This window comes from Chryseobacterium sp. UNC8MFCol (assembly GCF_000482305.1).
Classification (GTDB): Bacteria; Bacteroidota; Bacteroidia; order Flavobacteriales; family Weeksellaceae; genus Chryseobacterium; species Chryseobacterium indologenes.
The window spans coordinates 27,788-54,049 of the sequence record NZ_AXUZ01000014.1; the positions used below are offsets into that span (position 1 = coordinate 27,788).

At 37.7% G+C, this 26,262-nt stretch carries 23 protein-coding genes; 5 read left to right on the forward strand and 18 right to left on the reverse strand.

Annotated elements, in window-relative coordinates; all coding sequences use genetic code 11:
* Positions 1-68: 68 nt before the first annotated feature.
* From M030_RS0108405 to M030_RS0108440, 8 genes are all read right to left on the reverse strand, one after another.
* A complete protein-coding gene (locus M030_RS0108405; RefSeq protein ID WP_027373106.1) occupies positions 69-941 on the reverse strand; it encodes a ChaN family lipoprotein in 873 nt (290 codons plus the stop codon).
* 146 nt (positions 942-1,087) lie between these two features.
* The gene (locus M030_RS0108410) at positions 1,088-2,116 is read right to left on the reverse strand and encodes a hemin-degrading factor (RefSeq protein WP_027373107.1); all 1,029 of its coding nucleotides are present in this window, start codon (positions 2,114-2,116) and stop codon (positions 1,088-1,090) included.
* 3 nt (positions 2,117-2,119) lie between these two features.
* Entirely contained in the window at positions 2,120-2,770 is a 651-nt protein-coding gene (locus M030_RS0108415; protein WP_027373108.1) for a class I SAM-dependent methyltransferase, read from the reverse strand.
* A 2-nt stretch (positions 2,771-2,772) separates the two neighbouring features.
* Positions 2,773-3,546 carry a heme ABC transporter ATP-binding protein gene (locus M030_RS0108420; protein WP_027373109.1) on the reverse strand — a complete coding sequence of 258 codons (774 nt, stop codon included), beginning with the start codon at positions 3,544-3,546 and terminating at the stop codon, positions 2,773-2,775.
* Positions 3,546-4,586, reverse strand: coding sequence for a FecCD family ABC transporter permease (locus M030_RS0108425; RefSeq protein ID WP_027373110.1), 1,041 nt, complete (start codon positions 4,584-4,586; stop codon positions 3,546-3,548). Before M030_RS0108425 ends, M030_RS0108420 begins: the two co-directional genes overlap by 1 nt.
* On the reverse strand, positions 4,570-5,448 hold the full coding sequence (locus M030_RS0108430; protein WP_027373111.1) for a hemin ABC transporter substrate-binding protein: 879 nt from the start codon (positions 5,446-5,448) through the stop codon (positions 4,570-4,572). The genes M030_RS0108425 and M030_RS0108430 overlap by 17 nt, the downstream gene beginning before the upstream one ends.
* Before the next feature lie 89 nt (positions 5,449-5,537).
* Entirely contained in the window at positions 5,538-6,641 is a 1,104-nt protein-coding gene (locus tag M030_RS0108435; protein ID WP_027373112.1) for an HmuY family protein, read from the reverse strand.
* Positions 6,642-6,651: 10 nt separating this feature from the next.
* Positions 6,652-8,769, reverse strand: coding sequence for a TonB-dependent receptor plug domain-containing protein (locus tag M030_RS0108440; protein WP_027373113.1), 2,118 nt, complete (start codon positions 8,767-8,769; stop codon positions 6,652-6,654).
* Positions 8,770-8,866: 97 nt separating this feature from the next.
* Here M030_RS0108440 and M030_RS0108445 point away from each other — a divergent pair, with 97 nt between their 5' ends.
* Both M030_RS0108445 and M030_RS0108450 read left to right on the forward strand, forming a co-directional pair.
* Positions 8,867-9,664: a T9SS type A sorting domain-containing protein gene (locus M030_RS0108445; RefSeq protein WP_027373114.1), complete on the forward strand. Its 798-nt coding sequence runs from the start codon at positions 8,867-8,869 to the stop codon at positions 9,662-9,664.
* Between the two features lie 182 nt (positions 9,665-9,846).
* Complete coding sequence (locus M030_RS0108450) at positions 9,847-11,139, forward strand: T9SS type A sorting domain-containing protein (RefSeq protein WP_027373115.1); 1,293 nt, start codon at positions 9,847-9,849, stop codon at positions 11,137-11,139.
* Between the two features lie 80 nt (positions 11,140-11,219).
* Here M030_RS0108450 and M030_RS0108455 read toward each other — a convergent pair whose 3' ends face one another.
* The 3 genes from M030_RS0108455 to M030_RS0108465 form a co-directional block, all read right to left on the reverse strand.
* Positions 11,220-11,510: a putative quinol monooxygenase gene (locus tag M030_RS0108455; RefSeq protein WP_027373116.1), complete on the reverse strand. Its 291-nt coding sequence runs from the start codon at positions 11,508-11,510 to the stop codon at positions 11,220-11,222.
* An 89-nt stretch (positions 11,511-11,599) separates the two neighbouring features.
* The gene (locus M030_RS0108460; protein ID WP_027373117.1) at positions 11,600-12,487 is read right to left on the reverse strand and encodes a sulfite exporter TauE/SafE family protein; all 888 of its coding nucleotides are present in this window, start codon (positions 12,485-12,487) and stop codon (positions 11,600-11,602) included.
* A 125-nt stretch (positions 12,488-12,612) separates the two neighbouring features.
* Complete coding sequence (locus M030_RS0108465) at positions 12,613-13,020, reverse strand: RrF2 family transcriptional regulator (RefSeq protein ID WP_027373118.1); 408 nt, start codon at positions 13,018-13,020, stop codon at positions 12,613-12,615.
* A 132-nt stretch (positions 13,021-13,152) separates the two neighbouring features.
* Here M030_RS0108465 and M030_RS0108470 point away from each other — a divergent pair, with 132 nt between their 5' ends.
* Both M030_RS0108470 and M030_RS0108475 read left to right on the forward strand, forming a co-directional pair.
* A complete protein-coding gene (locus tag M030_RS0108470) occupies positions 13,153-13,581 on the forward strand; it encodes a DUF4268 domain-containing protein (RefSeq protein WP_027373119.1) in 429 nt (142 codons plus the stop codon).
* 110 nt (positions 13,582-13,691) lie between these two features.
* Positions 13,692-14,330 carry a hypothetical protein gene (locus tag M030_RS0108475; RefSeq protein ID WP_027373120.1) on the forward strand — a complete coding sequence of 213 codons (639 nt, stop codon included), beginning with the start codon at positions 13,692-13,694 and terminating at the stop codon, positions 14,328-14,330.
* A 321-nt stretch (positions 14,331-14,651) separates the two neighbouring features.
* Here M030_RS0108475 and gldG read toward each other — a convergent pair whose 3' ends face one another.
* The 4 genes from gldG to kbl all read right to left on the reverse strand — a co-directional run bounded on the left by gldG (position 14,652) and on the right by kbl (position 19,033).
* Positions 14,652-16,322 carry a gliding motility-associated ABC transporter substrate-binding protein GldG gene (gene gldG / locus M030_RS0108480; RefSeq protein ID WP_027373121.1) on the reverse strand — a complete coding sequence of 557 codons (1,671 nt, stop codon included), beginning with the start codon at positions 16,320-16,322 and terminating at the stop codon, positions 14,652-14,654.
* A 4-nt stretch (positions 16,323-16,326) separates the two neighbouring features.
* Positions 16,327-17,055 carry an ABC transporter permease gene (locus tag M030_RS0108485; protein WP_027373122.1) on the reverse strand — a complete coding sequence of 243 codons (729 nt, stop codon included), beginning with the start codon at positions 17,053-17,055 and terminating at the stop codon, positions 16,327-16,329.
* Between the two features lie 59 nt (positions 17,056-17,114).
* Complete coding sequence (locus M030_RS0108490; protein ID WP_027373123.1) at positions 17,115-17,666, reverse strand: CopD family protein; 552 nt, start codon at positions 17,664-17,666, stop codon at positions 17,115-17,117.
* Between the two features lie 170 nt (positions 17,667-17,836).
* Positions 17,837-19,033, reverse strand: coding sequence for a glycine C-acetyltransferase (gene kbl / locus M030_RS0108495; protein ID WP_027373124.1), 1,197 nt, complete (start codon positions 19,031-19,033; stop codon positions 17,837-17,839).
* Between the two features lie 158 nt (positions 19,034-19,191).
* Between kbl and M030_RS0108500 the strand changes: the two genes are divergently transcribed.
* On the forward strand, positions 19,192-20,070 hold the full coding sequence (locus M030_RS0108500; protein WP_027373125.1) for a cupin-like domain-containing protein: 879 nt from the start codon (positions 19,192-19,194) through the stop codon (positions 20,068-20,070).
* Between the two features lie 16 nt (positions 20,071-20,086).
* Here the strand turns inward: M030_RS0108500 and M030_RS0108505 are convergent, their stop codons facing one another.
* The 3 genes from M030_RS0108505 to priA form a co-directional block, all read right to left on the reverse strand.
* Entirely contained in the window at positions 20,087-22,012 is a 1,926-nt protein-coding gene (locus tag M030_RS0108505) for a M1 family aminopeptidase (RefSeq protein ID WP_027373126.1), read from the reverse strand.
* 83 nt (positions 22,013-22,095) lie between these two features.
* Positions 22,096-23,565 (reverse strand): D-alanyl-D-alanine carboxypeptidase/D-alanyl-D-alanine-endopeptidase, encoded by a 1,470-nt coding sequence (dacB, locus tag M030_RS0108510; protein ID WP_027373127.1) that lies wholly within the window; start codon positions 23,563-23,565, stop codon positions 22,096-22,098.
* A gap of 160 nt (positions 23,566-23,725) precedes the next feature.
* Positions 23,726-26,173: a primosomal protein N' gene (gene priA, locus M030_RS0108515; RefSeq protein WP_027373128.1), complete on the reverse strand. Its 2,448-nt coding sequence runs from the start codon at positions 26,171-26,173 to the stop codon at positions 23,726-23,728.
* Positions 26,174-26,262: the final 89 nt, after the last annotated feature.

Consider the following 26,262-nt stretch of genomic DNA (forward strand, 5'->3'; position numbering starts at 1 on the left):
GCCATTGTATTTTTTGTATAAAAAAAACGGGCTAGAGCCCGTTTCTATTGATCTGAACATGTTTTGTTTTAAAAAGTCTTGGTCATATCTCCCGGAATTATCAGATTAAAATCAGTCGGAATATAATCTTTTGACGGAATTTTCAGCTCAGGATCTTCAGATTCGAAAACAGAGATTACCGCCATTTTCATATTGGGATTCTTCTGTTTGATATACCAGTAGATTCCACCAAACTCCTTGCTGTGATAGTTTCCGTTGTAATGGATAAATGTCTTTCCGGCCTGAAAATTTTTCACGATTGATTCTGCCATTGTCGCATCTTTTGTGGCCTGTGCAGAAATAAAGTTCATCACTTTTGTACCTTCAGCATGATCTCCCATCATGGCTTTCATTTCAGGATAGCCCGGTGTATCCAGGGTTACGTTAATGGGTAACTGAGCAATATAAGCTTTCTCTTTATCACTTAATTTATTTAATGATTCCAATCCTTCTTTTGCTGTTTGGGAAGCATATTTCCTTGGAATATTGGTCGCAATAAAATTCAGTTTTTTATTTTTAGCAAAATCGACCAACGGTTTATAATCAGTGGCATAGTTATTCCATAAACGGGCAGAATCTTTGAAGGTCTTAGCATCAAACTTCCCTTTTAAATACTGATTCAGCTGAGGCTGGTTATCTCTTTCAAACATTTCAGCTCCCAAAATCAGCTGTCCTTTTTTCTTTTCATACAAGGCTTCAGTAATCTTTAACTGAAGCCAGTGGTTGACAGAACTGTTGTGATTTTCACCAAAGAAAACAACATCATAGTCTGCTAATTCTTTAACGATCTTATCGGTATTTACCTCCTTCCCTTTTTTATCATAAAACTGATATGCTTTAAAATTCTGCGCCTGTAAAGTACAAAATCCCGTCAAAAGCATTCCTATGAGAATATTTTTCATTTTTGTTTTTACTATTATTTAGTACATTTTATATTTTCATCATTTAAATATATTACAATAACCTCATGATCACAAGGTTTATCCACCATAAAAAAGACCGCTTTGAATCTTATAAACAAAACGGTCTTATTCAAATCATCTAATTATTATTTTTCCAGGCTTGCCACCAAATCTTTCCATTCCTGAAGTTCAGGGATTCCGGGCTTTCTTTTTCCGAAAAACTGAACGATAAAGTCTCCGTCTGCATTGAATACTTCAATTGCTGTCACTTCCCCGTCTTCTGTAGGTTTTTTAACGATCCATGCTTCAGCAATCTTGGTAACATCCAGGTGAAGGTTAAAGTCAGGATCCATTACATTGAACCATTGCTGGTGCCAAAGTGTCTTCTTTACATTTCCGGTGTGAATCTGAATGATTCCTCTGTTTCCTACAAATGCCATAATAGGTGTATTTTTTTCTGAAGCTTCCTCCAAAACATTCACCACTTTAGCATTATCAATTTTTTGGGTAAACCCTTCCGGAGCCAATCTTAGCGCCTGCGTTCTGCTCACTCCGTATTTTCTGGTCATCATGAAGAAATCATGAGTATCTTTCAGTTCTGTCCATGCTTTTTTGAAACCTTCCACATCGATTTCTGAATCTGCTTTTTCCGGCTGCTTTGGCGCTACAGCTTCAAATGTTAAGATCTGATTCTGATCTTCAGCCTTGAATTTTTCGACAATAGCATCGAAAGCTTCCTCGGTACTGTTTTTAGTCAGATAGATTTTATGAAGAGCCAAACCGTCTTTACCGAAGAACTGAAGACTTTTTTTATCACCTTCCACGACAGCAAAAGCAAATTTCCAGTGGTTCAGGAAAATTCTCAAATCAATATCTTCCCCTACAAAAAGCTGTGCATGCGGGCTGCTGAAATCACCGTTAAGGTAAGTTCCTTTTCTTTCATGAACACATTCATCATTACGGGTAAGCGCCATTACTTTTCCTAATTGCTCTGCTTCAGTAAGGATGGCGGGAAAATCCGGATTCAGAATCGTTACTCCTTCTCCTAGGCTTGTAGCCAATAATTCTGCCTCACTTACCTCTAATTGCGCTGCTGCATTTCTTATTCTTAGATGTGGATTTTCAGCTTTCAAAGCTTCCCATTTTTCTTTTAGATCGTTAACTAATGTGCTCATTATTTACTTTTTAATGGTTAAAACTGTATAAATTCTTTGTATTGTTTCTTCTCCTGTTTTGCTTTTTATTTCTTCTTCTTTTTCAGAAGTTTTCATCCTTGTGAAGTGGCTTTTTGATACTAATTCTTCCATCTCATCATTGTTGTAGAGGGTAAAATTATAGGCTGTGAATGGTAATTTCTCCATAAAATCTCTTTGTCCGAATGTGAGGACAAATATTCCGTCATCCTTCAGAACCCTGTAGATTTCATTTAGAAATTCAATCGGATTTTCCCAGAAATACACGGTGTTGACGGTAAAAATTTTATCAAAAACATTGTTTTCAAAGGGAAGCTTATTTCCGTCGTATAAGACAAAATTGGCCTGATTTTCAAAATCTTTATTCAATTTCCGGGCTTCATGGTACATGGTTTCAGAAATATCAATTCCTGTATATTTCAGGTTTTTTGCCAGACTGAAAATACTTTTTACATGACCGCCATTTCCATGTCCTATTTCGAGGATTGTCTCGTTGTCTTCTATAATAAGTGCTTTGATGCTTTCCAGCGTCATTCCGATGTTGGTGGCATTCATCATTTCACCGATTTCTATCCCTTTTTCACCCTGAGGATGAGCAAGGTTTTGGGCAAGGATCTTTAATTCTTTTTTTTCCATAGTTATCCGAAAATGATCATTGGGTTATTGGTAATAGGATGATCGCAGATGGTACAAGGGAAGTTATAGGCATTAGTAATATTTTCTGCTGTAAATACTTCCTGTGGTGTACCGTAAGCTGAAACTTTCCCTGATTTCATCAATAAAATTTTATCGGCAAACTGTGCCGCAAGATTCAGGTCATGTAAAACAACAATCGCACTATTGGCTTTCAGCGTGAATTTTTTGATGATATCCAATGCTTTGTATTGATGTTTTATATCAAGATTATTGAGGGGTTCATCGAGAAACATCAGTTTATGGGCAATATCATTCTGCAGCTGAGCCATCACACGGGAAAGGTGTACCCTTTGCTTTTCTCCTCCTGAAAGGGTATTGTATTCTCTGTCTTTAAGGTGAAAAACATCTGTTTCATACATCATATTATTCATCGCTTCAAGGTCTTCTTTTGCAGGCTGGGAGTCAAAATAAGGATATCTTCCCATCATCACCACATCTTTTACTTCCAGAGGAATATCGTTGCTGTTGTGCTGGGAAAATTTGGCTTTATGTCTGGAGAGTTCTTTTACATTCCATTCGGCAATGGGTTTGTTTTTAAACAGGACTTTTTGTTTTCCGGTTCTCACCTCATCTGCCAAAACACTCAGCAGACTTGATTTCCCGGCTCCATTCGGTCCTACGATTGCCAGGAACTCACCATATTCCAGAGCAACATCTACTCCATCCAGAATATGAAAATCTTTATGCTTATAATTAATCTGGTGTGCCTTGATCATTACAATGCTTTTTTAAATTTAACTAATATAGCGATAAAAATAGGTCCTCCCATTAATGCGGTAAGAATTCCTATCGGCAGTTCTGATGGTGCTACAATACTTCTGCTGAAGGTATCTGCCGTTAACAGTAATATGCTTCCGCATACCGCTGAAAGTGGCAGAATGAATGTATAATTGGATTTGAATAAAAGCCTTAATATATAAGGTACAATAAGTCCTACAAAGCCAATTGTTCCGGAAAATGCAACGCAGCTTCCCACCATCAAGGCTACGATAATGATAATCTGTTTTTTCAGTCTTTCCACATTGATTCCTAAATGCTGGGCATCTTTTTCGCCTAACATCATGGCATTGAAAGCCTTTCCTTTCGGAAGCAGAATGATGTATGCAAGGATTAAAATAACTCCTAAAATGATATTCTTCGTCCAGGTAGCTGCAGCAAGACTCCCTAAATTCCAAAAGGTGAGGTCTCTGAGTTGCTCATCTTTTGAAATGTAGATCAGAAATCCTGTGATGGAGAATCCAACGGCAGTAATGGCCACCCCTGTCAGAAGCATCATGACTACATTGGTTTTTCCTCCGCTTGTAGAAATTCTGTACACCAGCATCATTGATAAAAGAGATCCTATAAAAGCGGAGATTCCTACCAGTGAAAACTGCACAGCTTCAGGAAGATACTCTTTGAAATATCCTCCTAAAACAATTGCAATTGCTGCCAATAATGTTGCTCCCGAGGTAAGTCCAATTAAATCTCCCGTTGCCAAAGGATTCTTGAACAATCCCTGAAGGCTCGTTCCTGAAACCGCTAGCATACTTCCTATTAAAACAGCCATTATAATTCTGGCTGCCCGAACGTCCCAGACCACATATTTATCACTTAAAGATAAATTGGGATCTCCTTTTATAAATTGCCATAATACTTTAAAAGCAGAGTTTGCGCCGAAGTCATAAACTCCTGTATTAAGTGACAGTACTGCTATGATAACAAGCAGCACTGCACTTACAATAAGATAAAAGTATAGTTTACTTTGTGTTTTCAATTAAAAGTTTGTTTAATCCAACTGCTGCTTCTCCCAGTCTCGGTCCGAAACCTGACACTAATCCTCCATCCATTGCGATGATCTTCTTATTTTTCCCGGCATTGGTCTGGGAAACTCCCGGCATTTTAAGGGCACCTTCATTTCCTCCCGCTCCCTGCAATCCTGTTTCAAAGAAGAACAATACATCAGGATTAGCCTTCACAACCGCTTCGGGAGTCAATGGTTTGAAATCTTCGAAATCATTAACGGCATTTTCTCCACCTGCAAGCTCAATAAGGGAAGCCATCGGAGTATTTTTACCGGAAACCATCAACATATTTCCTCTTGCATAGATGAATAATACTTTAGGCTTTTTAGCCATTGGCTGTATCTGTTTTAGGTCTGCATCGATTTTATCGTTTAACTTCTGATAATCGGTGTTTCCTACAGCTTTTGCTACATCAGCAATAAGCTTCTTAGTACCATCGACAGTAAACTCTTGTTTGAAGACTTCAGCTTTAATGCCTGAAGATTTAATTTTACCCATTAATTCAGGATTGATATCTTTATCAGAGGCAAGGATCAAAGTAGGATTAACGGCCATAATCGGTTCTATAGTGATCGATCTTACATGTCCTAAATCTTTGGCAGTAGCTTTTAAGGATGCGGGATATGTACTGGTAACATCAGTTCCTACGATTTCTTTTTCGTGGCCCAGGGCACTTACAATCTCTGTAATACCACCATTTAGTGTTACGATTTTATTATTGCTCTTAGGAGCTTCGGAAGTTGCTTCCGTTGTATTTTCTTTTGTTGAGCCTTCTGCTTTTTTACAAGAATATACTGCTGCGAGAACAGACGCTGCAAGGATGAATTTTTTCATAAGTACAGATTTATTTTTAGATCTGATGAAAATCACTGCACTCATATACGGTCGTGGGGTGATCTCATAAGATGGGGTTATTCGATTTTTTATAATGCTTTATACTGGAACATCGGATGTCCTCTTTCTCCTTTATCATCGGTAAGCTGTACAAATCTTAGCTTGTAATACGCTCCGGAAGAGTCTTTAATGATATAGAAAACATCTCCTTTTACTTTAGATCCTGAAGGTCCTACTTCTCTCCAGTTCCCTCCGATTACTCTTTGTTCATTATAAACCAGTTTTGAATCATTTACATCTGCTCTTTTAAACTTATTATAAGCTTCTACAGCAGATCCCGAGGTTATTTTCACTTCATAAGCCCCCACATTAGCGATATTGTTGATGGTGACGAAGTCTGCGTTCACATAGCTTCCCGCTCCCATCACAATATTGGTAAATACGGAGAAACTGATATCCCATTTATTCTTCTCAGGTTGTACAAGTACTTCTTTTCCTGTTTTAGAATTGAAGAAAACAAAGTTGTAGGCATTATTTTTCTTGATTACGACTTCTTTAATAGCATTTCCAACGGCATTAATATCGCCGTATCGTACTTTGTAACCATCTGCCTGTCTTGTCACCTGTATTTTTATCCAACCTCTTTCGTCTCCTCCTGTGATGGTAGATCCCACGGCAATACTCCCTTTGTAAAGTTCTTTACCTAAATTGACAAGATATACTCCATTGTCGGCTTCGTTGGCTTTGATTTCTCCAATTGCGGTATACCCGGAAGGATAATTTCCTTTTACATCATCAATATATATGGTATTTTCCGTATCAAAGTTGGCCACCTGTACCACTTCTTTCAGAGTAGCAACGTCGGATTCTTTTACAGCTTCTATATTGGTAATACCAGGAATTTTAGTGGCTGCCATCATGATAGATGAATTCAGGACTACCTTAAATTCAGCCCCGGAATAAAAGGCAAGATCCCAATCTGTTCGGACGTTAACCGTTTGCCTTGGTTGGCCATTCTGATCTACATCACTAAAATCAATCCACACCTGATTCGGTTGTGCTGAACCTCTTACATCCGGTTTTACGGATACTCCTTCGGAAGGAGCTACGGGTACCGGGTCTTCATTATCATTGACGCAGGATTGTGATACAAACGACACTCCCAGCAAAAGATAAAATAGTATTTTTTTCATTTTTAGAATTTTAAAAATTGTAGCTTAATCTGGCTAAATAACTTCTGCCATAGAAAAGGTTAATTTTCGGATCTGCTGCTTCATGGGCATTTCCCGGAAGTGTGGTATCTCTTATTGAAGAAACATCGAAGATATTTTTAATACCGAGACTTAGCTCCAGATGGTTGTTAAAGAAAGGTTGCGTTACAATGAAGTTCATCATATGAAAATCATCCCGTTCTCCGATTCTGTATTCCGGCTTTTTGAGGTCACCTGATAATACGAACTCCTGGGTTTTCCCGGTATATTTGTAGAATAGAGAAAGTGTGGTATTGACATTCGGAATGGTGTAATTCACCACAGCATTAGCCTCCAGCGTAAAGAAGAAATCATTGGGAGAAACGGCGTCTCCGTCTTTTAATTTTTTGGAAATTCCGTAATATGCAACGTTAGCCGCTAAAGCAAGCTGTTTTTTCTGTGCTTTGAAATTGGCTTCAAATAAGAAGGATTCATATTTATTCAGATTGAGATACTGATATTTCAAAGGCTGTCTGCTAACAGTTACCGATTCTATTCTGTCTTTTACATGAAGATAAGTAGCGCTTGCTCCCAGTCCCAGGTTCCATCCGGAATCTGTACTGATTCTTTTTTCTCCGTTTACAGAAACGGTCATTCCTTTTTCGGGAGTCAGGTCTTCATTTCCTCTGATATCGTGATTACTGTCTACCATGTAGGTATATAGTTCATCAAAATTCGGGAAACGGTTGGCGCTTCCTACTACTAATCTAAGGTTATCATTTTCCGTAGCTTTCACTCTGGCAGTCAATGAATAATTATGCTGGGCATCAAACTTATCGCTCAAAGCAAGACGATATCCGGGACGCAGTGATAACCAATCCGTGGCATTCCACTCGATGGACATAAAATTGGCATAATTAAATATCTTTCTTTTCACATTATCCGTCCCCTTGAAAGTGCCTGCTATATTGCCGGCATATCCTGAGGTATGATCCAATTCATACCCTAACTGGAAATCAATTTTCTTACTGTCTAAAAAGTTGCTGAATACTCCTCTTGAATAGAAGACATCTGCTTTATTATAAGATTGGTAGTCATCTTTATTTCCAATTACTTTTCGATTAGGAATATCGTATTTAAAATCTCTGAATTTTCTGTCCTGAGTCTGATAAGAGAAATCTCCGGTATAGTTTACAGCCCCCAGTGTAGTCTGTACATTAAGCTGGTGTAGATATCGTGTTGTCTGATAATCTCTGTCATTTGAAAAGTAGGTTCTGTCGGTTACACTATAAAAATGTTCTCCTACGGTCGGATTATAGTAATTGAGTTTTTCGTTGACAAAGCCAAATTTATAGAAGATGGATGTCTTATTTTTACTGTATCTCAGAACTCCGTCGACATTCAGGACATCTTTAGGCTGCCAAAGATATCCTCTTTTTCCGTCCTGTTCAAAATATTTATATCCTTCCTGCGTTCCTTTGAATCCCTGGAAGTCATTCCGATTAATATTAGCCCCTACATACCAGTTTTCGTTGATGTTGTATCCTACATTCAAAGTCTGAATATGCCGTCCTTCCCCTTTTTTCTTAAAATCATACTCTTTTCCTACTGTTTCTTCCTGCACAGAAGCATTAAGAGTCAATGCTTTCTGACTGTTTTTTCTGGTAATAATATTGATGACTCCCGCAACTGCGTTGCTACCGTAATCAACCCCCATAGAGCCTCTTACCACTTCTATTCTTTCAACATTATTGATATTCAGCTTGGTAAGATCTATATTATTTCCAAGGCCTATGTCTCCCACAACGGGAATATTATCGATCAGTACTTTCGTATATTCTCCACCCAGTCCCATCAGGTTGGCTGTAGAATTTCCTGATCTGCGATCTGAGATAATCAGCACATTCAAACTTTGGTTAAGAACATCTGCCACACTGGTAGCCGCCATATTCTTAATTTGTTCAGCATTAATAACTTCAACCTTATATATGGATTTATTAATAGACTGCTGAGTATATTGTCCGGTAACGACAACTTCTTCTATTTTTTTATGTTTAAGAGAATCCTGTTGCTGCGCATTCACCAGGAAAATGGATGACAGTGACAGTATGGAAAGTACTTTCTTCTTCATAAAGGCAAAAAATTTTCGACAAATATAAAGCTTTATTTAGAATAGTTAAAAATAAATATATATTTTTGTATAACAATTCTAAATAAAAATAAATATTATGAAGCTAAAACTACTCTTAGGAACTTTATTGCTAACAGCTGTTACAGCTAACGCCCAACTCACTTCTATCAATGAAAATTTTGATACATTCGTTGCCGGTCCGGCGGGTCCTGCAGCAGCGTGGCCACAAAAAAACTGGAATAGAGTTCAAAATGCAACGGACGGCCCGTGGGTATATGCAGCAGGGGGAGCTAATAAGACCATTCAGTATTATAGCTTCAGTTCTGCCAATACAGCAGGATATCTCATCTCGCCACAGATTGTAGCTCCGGACGGAACCAAGACAGTTTCATTTACTGCTGCTCTTACTTCGGGGTCTGCATCAGGGGCCACCGGAACTTTAGAGGTTGGGTTGGTTAACAGTACTTCTGATATGTCATCATTTACCCCAATAGGAAGTGTGATCAATTTAAATCCTGCAAATACTCAGTATTCTTTGCAGGTACCGGCTTCAGCTAACCAGTATATAGCCTTTAAAATGATCGGAAGCGCCATGCATACCGCTATCCAGATGGATGATGTGGTGTATGATAGTGCCACTCTGGCTGTTATTGAAAAAACAAAATCTGAAAACGAGATCAGATTCGCTGTTAATCCAAGCAATACAATACTGGAATTTATTACAGGGAAAGATCCTAAAAAGATACTGGTTTACTCTGCTTCAGGACAAAAAGTCTCTGAAGGTAAATTAAACGGAAAACAATTTGACATCAGTCATTTACAAACCGGAGTTTATTATTTGAACATTGAAACAGCAGATGGTAAAACTGTTCAATCGAAATTTATTAAAAAATAAGATTCATCAGACTGTTATTTATATTAAAAGCCGGTAGGGTCCTATCCTACCGGCTTTTTTGTTGATATTGCCCACTATTTTAAATGACAAACACGATAAAAATCATGTTTTTATTTAGAATCATTAAAAATAATTATATACTTTTGTAGAACAATTCTAAATAAGGATCTAAAAAATAATTTATGAAAACAAAACTATTATTGGCGTCGATGCTTGCCCTTACTGTTCAACAGGCAGTTATTGCGCAAACAGATGCATTAGGATACACACAGGTAAATATGACAATGGGAGCAGGATATCAGAACCGTGTATTCGTCAACCTGGCAGACGGTAATATGATTTCTCAGCCTGCCACAAGCTGGGATGTTGCATTCTACAGAAATTCTGCTTATCAGGTAGGAACAAGAATCAATGATGCTAAAGATATTGAGGTGTACACAGCTTCCACCAATTTAACAGACTGGGATACTATCAATATCAGCAATGAAGGATCGTGGGGAGAACCTCTTTACAACCCGGATCAGACCACTGACCTGAGCCAGGGAGCTTTTGAACAGGGTCCGATTACATCACCCAATCCTAATCTTCCTTCTACGGGATGGGGGCTTTACAACGGGGTAACCCACCATATTGAAGGAAAGGCCATTTTTGTTTTAAAATATGCGAATGGTACTTATATGAAATTTGCCATTCTGGATGCTTTTGCAGGATACACTTTTAAATACTCCAAGTGGAATGGAAGCTCATGGAGCCCTACTGAAACCAAAACGATAGCAAACGGAAATGATGATGCCTTCTTCAATTATTTCTCTTTTGATACAGGAGAAAAAGTTCCTGATCTGGAACCGTCAAGATCTGCATGGGATCTGGTATTTACAAAATATTATACATTCTATATGGGTGTTCAGATGTACCCGCTTTCCGGGGCTATTCAGAGCCCCAACATTAAAGTAGCAATGGTTCAGCCCGAAAGCCAGGAAACTGCAGCTTATTCACTTCCGGCTAGTAACAGTTTTTCAGGAAACATTACCACGGTTGGCCATTCATGGAAAGGTATCGGCACCGTTAAGCCTGATGTCGTTTATTATATTAAAAAAGGAAACGACTATTACAGGATGTATTTTGTAACCAACGGAGGAGCAAGTACCGGAAATATGTATTTTAAGTATAAAAAAATAACGGCAACCCTTGGAATTACAGAGGTGGGCAAGAAAGCTTCTTTCGGTATTTATCCCAATCCCGCTCCTGCTGACAAAAAAGTGACGGTTATCTTTGATATTAAAGAAAAATCTGGCAATAAGGGTAATGTAGAAGTATACGACCTTACGGGGAAAAAAGTATATGCGGCAGAATTGACCAATCAGGCAGGTTTCTACAAACAAGACATGAATCTATCACACCTTCCGTCAGGAAATTATATGGTGAAAATTACATACGGTGGCAGTTCGGAAACGAAAAAGCTTATCGTAAAATAAAACTTTTATTTTAATACTTTCTATTTTTTCTAATAAAAAGGCGGTTTCATTTTATGGAACCGCCTTTTACATGTAGGTATTTAATATATTTTAAAACCTTTATATACTTCTGTTGAGCTTTCCATCATTTTTGAAGCATCTCTTCTGAAATCCAACAAATGATCCTGCCCGATATGTCTGTTGTGGTGCTCTACACTTTCCCATAACTCGATCAGGAAAAAAGTGCCTTTGTTGTCTTTATCTTCAATAAGATCGTATTGCAGGCAACCCTCTTCCTTTCTTGTTTCCTTTACAAGATTCTGGAACAATTCTACAGCATCCATCAGATAATTTTCATTAAACTTAAAAAGTGCAATGATATGTAAATTCATTTTTTATTATTTAGTGATGTAAAAGTAAAATATTTTCGAAACCGAATGTGTTTTTTCGGGCCTTTATTTTCACTTCACTTCAGTATTTTTTAATTTAATATTGATTTATAAATAGTTATGGAGCTCATGATGATTACCAATAATCCTATGACAAAAAACATTTTTTTCACAGGAAGCTTTGCGGTCAGCATTGCAGAAAAAGGAGCTGTAATAATTCCGCCGATCAGAAGCCCTAAAATGATGTTCCAGTGCTGGATTCCGAGTGTAAAGAAAAAGGTAACGGCAGCAGTAATTGTCAGAATAAACTTGGCTACCGTAGAGCTGCCTACTGCAAACCTGGGAGTAAAAGCATTCTTTATCAATGTTCCAGTCACCAACGGGCCCCATCCACCTCCGGCAAAAGAATCTATGAAGCCGCCTATCACGCCTAATCTTGTGAGATTGGTTTTTCTTTTCATCGCTTTATTTTGTTTTTCCTTAAAAGCATTGGACAAGATCTGAAAACCCAGATAAAGCGTATAAAAGGCAATAATTGTTTTGGTGATCTTCGCGTAATATTCCCCCAGATAAGTGAGGCATATTGCTCCGATAATTGCTCCGATCACTGCAGGAATTGCCAATTTCTTCACCAGACTTTTGCTTACATTTTTCAGTTTAACATGACTGATACTTCCGGCAGCAGTAGTAAAGCTTTCTGCAGAATGTATACTTGCGCTTACAATGTGAGGCGGAATGTTCAGGAACATCAGCGTTGTTGTACAGATCACTCCATACCCCATTCCCATGGATCCGGCAACGATCTCGGCAAATACACCTACGAGAAGCATCCAGTAAAAAATATAATTATCTTTCGCTAAAATCGTAATGAGTTCATCCATATAACCAAGCTCGTACATAGAAAAACCTACAATTCCGAGGGCTGCCAGAGTCACAAAAAGTACATTAAGTCTGATCTGAATCTTTCTTGAAATTACCATATATCTTGTTTCAGTGTATTTGTCATTTCTCCTGAGTTATGAGCTCATTTGAAGTTCTGCAAATATCTGACAAAATAATTATCCTACCAAAGAAGTAGACTAATAATTCAAAAAAAAGGATCAGGTTAGTCGACCAGATCCATTAAAGTTTTCTTCTCAAGAATATTGAGTGAGGCATCGCGAACCTCGATCAGCACATCGTGAAGTCCGCAGTGATCTTCATTACAGTCTTCACACTTTTCATAAAAATTAAGACTTACACAGGGAAGCATGGCAATAGGACCATTCACAAGACGGATAATCTTGGCTAATTTTACATCTTCAGGATTTTCTCTGAGAAAATACCCTCCTCCTTTTCCTTTTTTACTATCCAGGATTTCTGCTTTTTTAAGTTCAAGCAGTATATTTTCTAAAAACTTTAAAGGAATCTTTTTGTGTTCCGCAATTTCGGAAATAAGAACCGGGCCTTCATTCCTTTTTTCTACAAGATATGAAAGTGCCTTAAACGCATATTGAGATTTTTTTGAAAGCATTAGTACAAAAATAAGAAAATTGTTTCAAATGTTTAAATGAAAAATAAAATGGCCAATTGCCTATCCGGTTATTTTGCCCTTTTACCCGTTGTCAACCTTGTCTTTTTGCCATTAAATCATTATGTTTGTCATATGTTCAGTAAACAAGAAGCTCAGCAGTTAAAAAAAGAATTTTGGACAGCTTTTGGAAAATCTTTTCCAAGAAAATGGATCCTGTACGATACTAAAGTAAAGGATATGGCATTTAAATTCAGCGCAGATAATAAAAAAGCCGAAGTATCTCTGGATATTGAGATGAAGGATGAAATCTTCCGGAATGCCTATTACGACAAGATCTGGTCCCTGGAAGACATGCTGAAAGAGGAGATTGGAGAGTTCTATAAAGAGGAATATTACACCCTTGAAAACGGAAAGGTGATCAGCAGAATCTGGGTAGAAAAAAGTGGGGTATCTATTTTTAACAAAAATACATGGCAAGAAATTTTTGAATTCTTTGTAGACAAAATGAACGGATTCGAACGTTTTTACTACGAATATGAGGATTTTATAAAGGACATATGAAATAATTATGAAATAAATACTGATTTCAATGTCTCATTAAGATAAAAAAGAAACTTATATTTGTCCTACCCACTTAAACTAATAGATGAAACTAAATAACATGACTAAAAATGAAAAAAGTGTACAAAAACATTTTTGGAGAAGTTATCTCCAAAAGTAATGCTGTGAAACTCGACGAGTATCATCTGCATTATTATGAGGAAGGAACAAACTTCCTTAAGGAAATTGAATTCATCAACGAGGATAGTGTGTATAACATTAACTATTTCCTTAGTGAAGGAGAAAATGAGGATGAAGTTTTGAATTATCTGAAGGAAAAATCTGACTTCTTCGACATTGAAAAGAAAGAAATGGCAGACGGGTTTATTATCTCTACCAACAAGCTGTATTCTTTATCTGTTGATGATCTCCCTCTCGTTTCCAAAACTGTTTTCAAAATAGATGATCCGGAAAATTTCATCTGTTCTCAGGTTATTGATAATGAAACCGGAGAACCTCAACTTGAAAAAACAGTCAAATGCTGGTATACCACCGATAAAAATGGTGAAAAGTATGCGGCGATAGAATGTAGCTATCAGGAAGACGGAAAGCTTGAACTAGCGATTGACAAGACGTCCGACCCTGAAAATGAGGAAAACTGGTCACATTATGATTATGATACCTTTGAGGATCTTCAAAATCAGATCGGAACAGACATGAGCTATTACAAAACAGCTATTTTACTGTCTAAAGAAGCTTCTCACGCATAGTCAGACTGCTACACACCCTTATTCAAACCGCGGTGCACCTTGAAACAGCTGCCCGGAGATTTAAAGAATGCGTTGGATGCGCAAAACATTGGAAAGATCTTATTCCGATATTAAAACTAGTTTATACTTTAAAAAAATAAGAAGAGAAACATCGCGTTTCTCTTTTTTTATTACTTGAAATCCCGGGTTAGAAAAAGTCATCATTATAAACGTTGAAAGGTTAAACCGCGAACTTTATTATTATAAAAAAAGGAATTAAGCTAAGTTTATTAGAGATTAGAAATAAAAAGAGAAGCCTTCCAGCTTCTCTTTTTCTATTTTTTATCCAAACTTCTTTTTCCTCAGCCAGAAGAATAATCCTCCGATAAGACCGATGATAGCCAGTGGAAGCAATAAGTTCAGCCACTGCCAGTTGGTTTTTTCTTCGGTAATTCTCTGTCTGTCCAGAAGTCGTTCTTCGATGTTTCTGTTTCTTAATTCCATCAAATTGCTGTCGTCCAAAAGATAGTCTAAAGCATTTCTCAGAAACTGTTCGTTTCCAAACTGCTCGTTGGTGAGTAAATCTACTCCTAAAGGAAGAGGTTTTCCTTTGATTACCTTATTTCTGCCTACATCCCCGTCTGCAATCACGATCATCTTATTTTCCGGACTTACGGCTTTGAAACCCGGATAAGATTTTCTTTCTATCCTTGATGCATATGCGGAATTAAACTTTCCTTCCAATGCCACGGCAAATATCTTCGGGGTACTTGGTTTTTCCATTTGACCAAGGCTGTCTACCGTTGCAATTTCTTTTAAATCCACATAATTGGGAACCTGCTTCAGCAATGTTCTCTCACTTGATTCGAAAAGAACTTTTGTTTTGATATTTTTTCTTCCTCCCAGGGTATCAATAGAAGTTGGGAATTCAAATTTTACAGGATTGATATTTTTAGTAACAGGATTATTATCTTCAGCTATTCCGAGCGGATAATATGGCCACGGCAAGCTCGTATATTGTGGGTTGCCGCTTACCTCTCCCGTTACCAGCCTTAATAAAGCAAATTTCTTAAGATCCTTTACCAGTGCCGGATTGATTCTTAATCCATAATTGAAAAAGAAATCGGTCATATTCACATCTATAGGGAAAGGCATTACCTTTTTCGATCTTGTCAGCGTATCCATTTCAGCATTTACCGCATCAATCATCCAAAGCGTTTTCCCACCATTCATGATGTATTGATCGAGAATTACTTTTTCATTATCGGTAAAAGCTTTTCTAGGTTTTGCTATAACCAATGCACTCATCTGCTTTAAGAGAGGGACATCAGCAATGCTCAATTCTGTCTGATTTTTAGGAATAACAGGACCGGCGTCATAGTTTTCGAGTGCAAGATGCATGAATCCCTGAAATTCATCGGGGCTCAATTCATCGTGATTGACCAGGATACCTATTTTTTTCTTCTTAGCAGCTGCTATATTTTTAATGTTAGAAACTAGGCTATATTCAAGGCCTTCGATTGATCTTGTCAATTGCTGATCAGCATCAATACCGGCCTGCTGTACAACGAGAGGGATAGAAACCCCGTCATTTGCATATTTGATAACAGCATAAGGAAAAAGGGTAATCTGAGAAATCTTTCCGTCTTTTACATCCGGCAGAATGGAAGGTTGCATTCCCATCGCCATCAGAGTATCCTGAGACATTTTGGTTTTAATCGGATCGATGAATTTAAAATCAATCTTCGGATTTATCTTTCTGAATTCTTCGAGCATAAACTTGGTTTCACTCTGAAGCTGCTTAAAGCTGGCCGGGAAATCTCCTTCAAGGTACACCTCAACGGTCAATGGCTTTTTAACGGATTCCAATACTTTCACTGTATTGTCAGAAAGGGTGTATCTTTTTTCTTTTGTTAAGTCTAATCTGATTCCGGAATACACAAGAATAACAACCAAAGGAATAATGACAAATAAGAATATTCCCAGTGGAGATTTAGCATTGATCTTCTTCATGCTTCTACTTCTTTTTGTTAATAAAATGATTGGACAATACTAATGACGCACCGATGACCAGGATAAAATAAGCAATATCTTTAGAATCGATGAGACCTCTGGTGAAACCTAAGAAATGTTGGTAGAACCCAATATTCTGGAGAATAAAATCTGCTCCGCCCAACAATTTATAGCTCGCCAGCTGTTCGATTCCAAAATACATGATAAAGCACATAAAAACACCCAACAGGTAAGCCATGATCTGATTCTGAGAAAGTGATGATGCCAGAATTCCAACTCCGGCAAATGCTGCAATCAGCAGGATCAGTCCGATATAGCTTCCGAAAGTCATTCCCAGGTCAATATTTCCTGCCGGAACTCCTAAAACGTAAACGGTGTAAAGATAAATGAGTGAAGGGATAAGGCATAAAATACCCACAATCCATACGGAAAGGAATTTTCCGGTCACAAGATCAGAAACTTTTAAAGGTTGTGAAAAGAGCCAGTTTAACGTTCCTGTCTGCTGCTCTTCTGCAAAAGTTTTCATTGAAAGTGCCGGAATGATAAACATCAGCAACCATGGAACCAATACAAAATAGCTTTGCAGGGAAGCCATTCCGATCTCAAAAATATTAGAATCGTTGTCGAAAAAGAACAGGAATAGGGTTGCGATCAGACTGAAAGCAGCAATAATCACCCATGCGCTCCAGTTTCCAAAGTAACTCCAAAGTTCTTTCTTTAAAATTGCAATCATAGTTTTTTTTAGTACCGTGTCAAGGGGCGAATATATTAAGAGATTCCCCTATTCCACAATTATTTGTTTTTTTTATTTTTATTAACAAGTTTAACAGTCATCATAATCAGAAATACAAGAACGAAAAATCCTGCAATTAATTGCCACCAGTATTCAATTACCATTGATTTTAAGATGACAGTAAATACGACGAGAAATAAAATGAAGGTGGCGATCTCATTAGCCTGTCTCAGTTTAATATTAGGGATTCCCAGGATATTCCCGTTCAGTTCTTTTAATTGAAGAACTTTTTTCCAGCACCAGTAATGATAGGCAGCGAGTCCGATCAGGAATGTGAGTTTTAAGTGAAACCATCCCATTTTCATAAGCCCCGGATTTAAAAAGATCATCACAACACCACATACAGCCATAATAACTCCTGCAGGAACCGTAATGATATTCCACAACCTTCTGGCCATAAACGTATACTGCTCTCTGAGAATTTTCTTCTTTTCTTCCGGAAATTCATCGGTATCTTTATAGTACACGAAAATCCTCACGAGATAAAAAATTCCCGCAAAATAGCTTACCATAAAAATAATGTGCAGCGCTTTGATTATTGTATAAAGCATTCAGAAAAAATTAAAAGCAAAGATAAGCTTATTATGTAATTGTTAAAAATAATTTTCTTTTGATCAGGAAGATATAAGTAAAACAGAATTATATAAAAAATACTTCGGCTCGGGCAGCGAAGCTGCCGAGCCGAAGAGTATATTTTTATTGTTCGGATCAGGTCGTACTGCTAAGCGATCACTCCAAGTTCCTTCCCTACTTTTTCAAAAGCAGCAATAGCCTTGTCCAAATGTTCTTTTGTATGGGCAGCAGATAACTGTACCCTGATTCTTGCTTTTCCTTTCGGCACCACCGGATAAAAGAATCCGATTACATAGATTCCTTCATCCATCAGCTTTTCAGCCATTTTCTGGGAAAGCGGAGCATCATATAACATCACCGGAACAATGGCAGCATCACCATCAGGAATATCAAAACCTTTTGCTTTCATTTCTGTTCTGAAATAGTCTGCATTCTCCATTACTTTATCACGAAGTGTAGTATCATCCGAGATCATATCCAATACTTTCAAAGCTGCCCCTACAATTCCGGGAGCTAATGAATTAGAGAATAAATAAGGACGCGAACGCTGTCTCAACATATCGATGATCTCTTTCTTTCCGGAAGTAAACCCTCCTAAAGCACCTCCCAGAGCTTTTCCTAATGTAGAAGTGATAATATCCACTCTGCCCATCACCTCATTCGCTTCATGAGTTCCACGACCTGTTTTCCCGATGAAACCTGTAGCATGAGAATCATCTACCATTACCAAAGCATCATATTTATCAGCAAGGTCACAAACTCCTTTTAAGTCTGCCACAATACCATCCATTGAGAACACTCCGTCTGTTACAATAATTTTAAAACGGTGATTCTTTTCAGAAGCTGCAATTAACTGAGCTTCCAGGTCAGCCATATTATTGTTTTTATATCTGTATCTTGCCGCTTTACAAAGACGCACGCCATCGATAATAGAAGCATGATTCAGTTCATCTGAAATAATCGCATCCTCTTCGGTAAATAAAGGTTCAAAAACTCCTCCGTTGGCATCAAAAGCCGCAGCATAAAGGATTGTATCTTCAAGACCAAGGAAGTCGGCAATTTTTTTCTCCAGTTCTTTATGAATATCCTGTGTTCCACAGATAAAACGTACGGAAGACATTCCGTATCCGTGAGATTCAATCATATCCTGAGAAGCTTTCATCACTTCCGGATTGTTTGATAATCCCAGGTAATTATTGGCACAGAAGTTTAAAAGCTTTTTTCCGTTCGCCTCAATTTCTGCGCTTTGCTGAGAAGTGATGATTCTTTCTCTTTTGTAAAGTCCGTCATTCTCAATATTTTGAAGTTCATTCTGTAAATGTTGAAGATATTTTTCAGAGATCATTTTTAGTAATTTTTTAGATGTGCTAATTTACTAAAAAGGCCGTAAAATAAAACCTTTTATAAGCTTAATTCTAAAAATGTCATTTCAAACTCAGTTTTAACATTATTAGTCTACAAAAATAGTAGGATAATAATTATATTTGTTTAAAATTTGAGAACATGAGATTAGAGCCGGTACAAAAAGCAAAGAAGTTGAATTCGAAAAATTTCATCAACAATTATATGAAGCCAAGACTTCCCCTTATTATTGAAGACTTTGTCAGTTCGGAAAGTCCGGCATTTGAAAAGTGGAATTATGATTATTTCAAAAAGATAGCCGGAGATCATAAAGTCAATATTTACGGGAGCGAGCTGGAATCTATAGACAGGGTTGCCAGTGATCCTATTGCACAGACAACTTTTTCTGATTATTTGAATGAGATCAGTACGGCCCCCACGGAACACAGGTTATTTTTATTTAACCTGCTTACCATTAAACCTGAACTCAAGAAAGATATTCTTTATAATGACCTTACCAACGGTAAAATTTTAAAGTGGCTTCCTTTCATGTTTTTTGGCGGCCAGGGCTCAATTACCAGGAACCATATCGATATAGACATGTCCCATGTTTTTATGACTCAGTTTAAGGGCATCAAAAGGGTCTGGCTCTTTCCCTGGGAACAGTCTGATCTCATGTATAAGCTGCCTTATAATTTCCACAGTTTACCTAATATCAAAAATCCTGATTACCGGGAATTTCCGGGATTGCTCTATTTAAATGGGTACGAGGCAGTATTACATCCCGGTGAAACACTTTATATTCCCTCCGGATGGTGGCATTATATACAGTATGAAACAGAAGGATATTCGGTATCAGTCAGAGCACTTCCCACAGCACTTATTGAAAAGTGGCGTGGTTTTAAAAATCTGATATTCACCAAAAACTTTGACACGGTAATGCGTCGGCTTTTTAAAGAAAAATGGTTTCAATATAAAATAAAAATAGCCAAATCACGGGGAACAAGAGCCTCAAAAAAACAAAGAAGCTTTCAAATCTGAAAGCTTCTTTGTTTTTTTACTGTTTAATAAATTTACTATTTTTCTCTCTAATTGTAAAGACATAAGCTCCGGGCTCAAGATCTGAAACTCCGATTGTTTTTCCGGGCTGATAAATACCTTCTCTCACCAATCTCCCATCGATCGCATGAATAGAGAATTTCGTCTCCTTTTTAACTCCTTTCAGATATAATTCGTTTTTCGCAGGATTCGGATATAAAGCAAATTCATCTTTCTGTACGGAAGAAACACTCAACGTATTATCCTGAGTAACGGTAGAGTTTTTTTCTAACAGCTGATAGTCATAATTGAACTGAACACTCGCGATCGGGAAAGGTACAGCTTCTACAAAATTTTGATTATTTGAATTATTATTTAAAACCAAATAAGCGGTTTGCCCTCCTGTTCCATTCACTTTTACCGGTAAAGGCATTTCAAAAAAGCTCACCGATGAATGGCTTTGCGTTTGGGAAACATTTAGCAGAATCTGATTTCCTGTCTGCTTCCATTTAATAGTATAGGTAGGATATCCCTGACCATAAATCCAGTCATTAAAAAATTCAGTAAAATCTTTTCCTGTAGATTGAAGAAAAGATGCATTTAAATCTGAAGTCCGCACATAATTATAGGCTAACGCAGGTCTGGCATGATAGTCTTTAAGGGCCTGATAAAAAACATCATCACCCAATATCCATTTCATCATTCGCAACACATAGCCTCCTTTTGCATAGCTTAATCTGCTGTCAAATATTCTGTTGACATTGGTAAGACTGGCATCAGGAACATATGTACTTCCTCCGACACTACCTGTTATGTAATCAATCTGACCGGCTAAATAACTCATAAATTCAGCATTGGTCATGATTAGTTTTTCATAGGCAACATGTTCTCCAAAGGTAGCAAAACCTTCATTCAGCCATATATCGTTCCAGGCACCACAGGTTACCTTATCACCAAACCACTGATGGGCAAGCTCATGGGCAATAAGTGTCTTACTCCATCCTCCCATGGATGACATCGTCTGATGCTCCATTCCTCCCCCGTTAATGTATTCCATATGGCCATATTTTTCATTTCGGAACGGATACGCACCAAAATAATTTTCAAAAGTATTCATGATCTGTTTGGTCCATTGAATATTGGCCAGACTCGTATTATCATTATTGGTAGACGGGAAAATATAGTTTACAAAAGGAAACGGAGGATTTCCAATGGTATCGGTGGACTTCACAAAATTAGTAACCGCTAAAGCGATCAGATAAGCCGGTGTAGGATACATAGTTCTCCAGAAAGTAAGTTTCTGCCCGTTCTGAATGGTTTCAGACATCAATTTCCCATTGGCTGCCACGCTATATTGCTGAGGGGTTGTAATTTTAAAATCAAACTTTTCGATCTTATCATTCAAACTTTGCTTGGTCGGGAACCAGTCCTGGGCTCCATAAGGTTCACTTAAGGTCGAAATGATAGGCGTTCCCCCCTGATTTCCTGCTAAAAAAGCACCGTAGGTTGGAGACGGAACTCCGGAATACGTGATTGTCAGCGAATCTGAAATATTGGCAGGAACAGATGACGGAAAATCAATTTTAATCTCTTTTGTCGCAAGCTGCTGAAAAGCAAGATTACCTCCGTGGTATTGTACCTGAGAAACCGTCAGGGTATTATTCAGGTCAAAATAAATACTTCCGATAGCCTGATTAGGTTTAAAATGTGAGGTAACTGATCCTGAAATACTGTTAACAGCAGGATTCAATGTGACATCCATCCTCTGGTACTGCAAATCATAGGTAAGTGTATTGGGATTGGTATTGCCTGCTGCCATTTTATTCGTAAAAGACTTCATTTCTTTTTCCCGTATCCCTTTCATTTCAATATTAAGCTCGTTTTTCTGTCCGTAAGCCTGTTGAAACATTAGCCATCCCAACATCAGAAAGTATATTTTTTTCATTTTAAAAATTATAATTCAAATATAAAAAAAACCTTTTAATCAATAATTAAAAGGCTCTTATAATATATAAAATAATAATATTTCTAAAGATTCAATGCAGGTTCAAGAATTTTCTCCATTCTTTTCTTCACCATATCTACTGATCCGGTATAATTATTTACCATCAGGGAAAAGACCAACGTTTTTCCGGAATTGGTTTTAAGATACCCTGCTAAAGTCTTTACTTTATTTAAAGTTCCTGTTTTAGCAAAAATCTGCCCGTTTCCTTCTCCGTTAAACATTCTTTTTAAAGTTCCCGATTGTCCGCCAACAGGTAATGACGTAAGGTAAGACTTATAATATTTCTCATCCATCAAAGAAGTTAAAAACTTCACCTGAGAAATCGGTGTCACGTTATTCCCTCTTGAAAGGCCGCTTCCATCCATATAATTCAACCCATCCATATCAAAACCAACTTCTCTTAGATGTCCTGTTACTACTGTTCTTCCTGATTCTGAAGTCTGGTCACCCAACTTCTGGAACCCAACCGTTTTCAACAGAGCTTCAGCCAGTGAATTATCACTATGCTGGTTGGTGTAATATATAATATCACCCAAAGTAGGAGACTTGTATGCTGAAATCATTTTTCTGTTCTCAGGAGTCGCATCAGTCATTTTCGGGCTTACTTTTCCTGTAACGGGAATTCCGCTTTTCACCAATGTAGTTCTGAAAGAATTGGCCAGATAAGCCGGAGCATCAGGAAGTTTTGTTGTAAGAATACCTTCACCGTCATACTTCTCTGCGTACACCATCTGATGGGCGTAAGGTGAAACGTAGAAGAATTTCTTTTCCGGTGAGAAGCTTGCTTTTTTTACGATCAGTTTTTCGTTGGCCGGATTGATTCCTTGTGTTGTACCTGCCGGCAGATAATAATTATTATTTTCCAACCATACAACATTTTCCGGAAGCATTGAAATATTGCCTTTGAAAAGCGCTGTCTGAATGATAATATCACCATTTACCTTTCTGATTCCTTCACGCGAAAGTCCTCCTATAAAATCTGAAATAATGTCTCTGTATGACCATGCCCCTGCTTTATTGGTTCCTAAAGACGGGTCTCCACTGCCTACAACATACAGATTTCCATTTAATGTACCGTTTTCGTCCACTGTACCGGAATATTCCAGCTGGGTGATCCAACGGTAGTTTTCCCCTAAAAGATTCATCGCCGTTTCTGTGGTAAGCAGCTTCGTGGTAGAAGCAGGCACCAACGGAGTGCTTTCATTGTACGAAGAGATCACTTTCTTCGTTTTTGGATCATACACTACAAATCCCCATGTTGCATTTTTCAGCACAGGATCCGCCATCATTGTGTTTACATTAATATCTACGAGTTCTTTAGCCGACAATACAGCTCTCTCCGCTACCGAGCTAACGGGTGAAGGGAGGTTTAAACTGTTTTTCTGATTGTCATAATTTTGAGAATAAAGAACGGTAGAAACGGTAGATTGAGCCAGGAAAAAACCAGAAGCCAATACCGCCGCACTTGAAATATATTTTCTGTAATTTACCATCTATCCTTTTTTTGTTCTATAGTTTGAGGCTATAAAAAACGATAAGTTAAATCATTCAATATAACGGTCAAACACTTAATCAACGTCCAAAAGTAGAAATTATTGTGAGAAAAAGGGTTATGGGGCTCTTATAAAAGAGTGTAAAATTTGTTAAATTTTGTTAAAAATCAACAAAAACATCTTTTTTAATGCTTTGATAAGCAGTAATTTCGTCAAATTCTTTCAAACTTAACAAAACCATATTCTTGAACTTCTCATAGTTTTTTCCACGAGGTAATTTAAGCAGAATCTGGAATTGATATAAGTTATTCAGCCTTGCAATCTGTGCTCTTTCAGGGCCTAAAATACAGTCTTCCGGCAGGTATTTTCTTAATACAGAACCTAAGAATTGTGAGGCACGGTCTACTTTATCATCTTTTATATGCTTCAGTTCGATCATAATCAGCTTGGTAAACGGCGGATAATGAAATTTTTGACGCTCGGTAAGGATATACTTATAGATTTTTGCCGGATTATTCAGCTTGATGAGCTGAAAAACGGAATGATCAGGATTAAAGGTCTGTATCAGAATCTTTCCTTTTCCTGAAACTCGTCCCGCCCGCCCGGATACCTGTGTAATCAGTTGATAGGCTCTCTCCTCAGCTCTGAAATCCTGTACATACAGCATAGAATCAGCTTTCGGAATGACAACCAGCTCAATATGATCAAAATCAAGCCCTTTGGAAATCATCTGGGTCCCCACGACGATATCTGTTTCTCCCTCTTCAATCTTTTCGTAGAGTTTTTCATAAGCGAATTTCTTACGCATAGAGTCTACATCCATCCTATCCACTTCATGATCGGGAAACAATTTAGTAACCTCTTCATGGATCTGCTCTACTCCTACTCCTCTTTCGTTCAGGTTTTCAGAGTAGCATTTCGGGCAGGTCTTCGGTTTTGAAGCGCGTTGGCCACAGTAATGGCACTTCATTTCATTGGCTGCTTTATGGTACGTCATTACCACATCACAATTCGAGCAATAATTCACATATCCGCAGCTTTCGCATTCTATGACATTGGCATACCCGCGTCTGTTGTGAAGAACTATAGCCTGATTCTTTTCACCCAGAGTTTTTTTGATCTCTTCAATGAGTCTCAAAGAAAAGTTTCCGGACACTTTTTTAGAATCCTGTGCTTCTTTAAAATTTATCAGCTCATATTCAGGCAGATTCACATTTCCGAATCTTTCATTCAGGAAAACATATTTCATTTTATCTTTTCTGGCCCGATAATAACTTTCCACAGAAGGAGTTGCAGATCCCAGAATCACTCCTGCACCATAAGAACTTCCCAGCACCAACGCTGCATCTTTAGCATTGAAATAAGGACTAACCTCTCTTGGTCTGTACGCTGAATCATGCTCCTCATCCACTACGATTAACCCTAAACTCCGGAAAGGTAGAAACAAAGCATTCCGTGTTCCGATAAGAATCCGGATATCATCCTGCCTAATTCTTCTCCACAACTCGACCCTTTCAAAATCGGTCAGTTTTTGATGATAGAAGCCGAGCTGCCTGCCATATTTTTTTTCTAACCGTTGGGTGATCTGCTTTGTTAAAGAAATTTCCGGAAGTAAAAACAGTACATTTTTACCTTCTCTGATACAATCTTCAATTTTCTCTAAATAAATATGAGTTTTCCCTGAAGAGGTCACTCCGTGAAGGAGCACATTTTTACCTTCCTTAAAAGCTTCATCAATCTCGGACTTCGCTGCTTTCTGTTTGTCAGAAAGTTCTTCCAGTTCTTCTATTTCACCTTCATAACTTTCAATCCTGTCTTTCTGCATGTAATACTCCTCCACAAGGCCTTTATCTGTCAGTGCTTTGAAATGTGAGCTTCCAAAATAGCCATCTTCAAAAAGGTCAGACTTTTTAATATGCCCTTCCGGATCTTCCGTTTGTTTCTCCAGAATAGCAAGGAACAGGTCTTTTTGTTTCGGTGCCTTGTTAAGCTTCAACAGGATCTCTGTAAGATTTTGATTGCCTAAAACATCATTATTGATTCTGGCGTAAGCGACCTCTTTTGCTTTGTACTTTTCAGCTATTTTTTCATCAATTTCTATATACTGAAGATCAATCAGTGAATTGATGGTTTTAATAATATCTTTTTTCGGAATGAACGCTTCAATATCCGTCAAATTAATGAGCTGGCGTACTTCTAGGGCCTGAATCATGTACATTTCATTCACATCCAGATTTTCAAAATCAACCGTTACTCCAGGTTTTAATTTTAAATAGGTTTCACTTTCCAGTTTTAAAGAGGAAGGAAATGCAAAGCGGTAAATTTCGCCCAGACCACATAAATAATACCCTGAAAGCCAGTTCCAGAAACGGATCTGTTCTTCGGGAAGAATAGGTTTATCATCCAAAAGGCTGATCACTTCTTTTGCCACAAAATTTTCCGGAGTATTGTCATGAAGTTCAAAAACGATTCCTGTATAAATCTTTTTGCCTCCGAACGGAACTAAAACGCGCATTCCTGGCTGGATATCAGCGGCAAGTTCTTCCGGAACCCTGTAAGTGAAAGATCCTTTTAATTTTAATGGTAAAACAATTTGAGCGTACTGCAAGGGAAATATTTAAAATGTAAAATTAGATGTTTCTTCAGAGAACTGCAACTTTTGTACATGTTTCGGTGCTATGTAAATCTTTTATACTC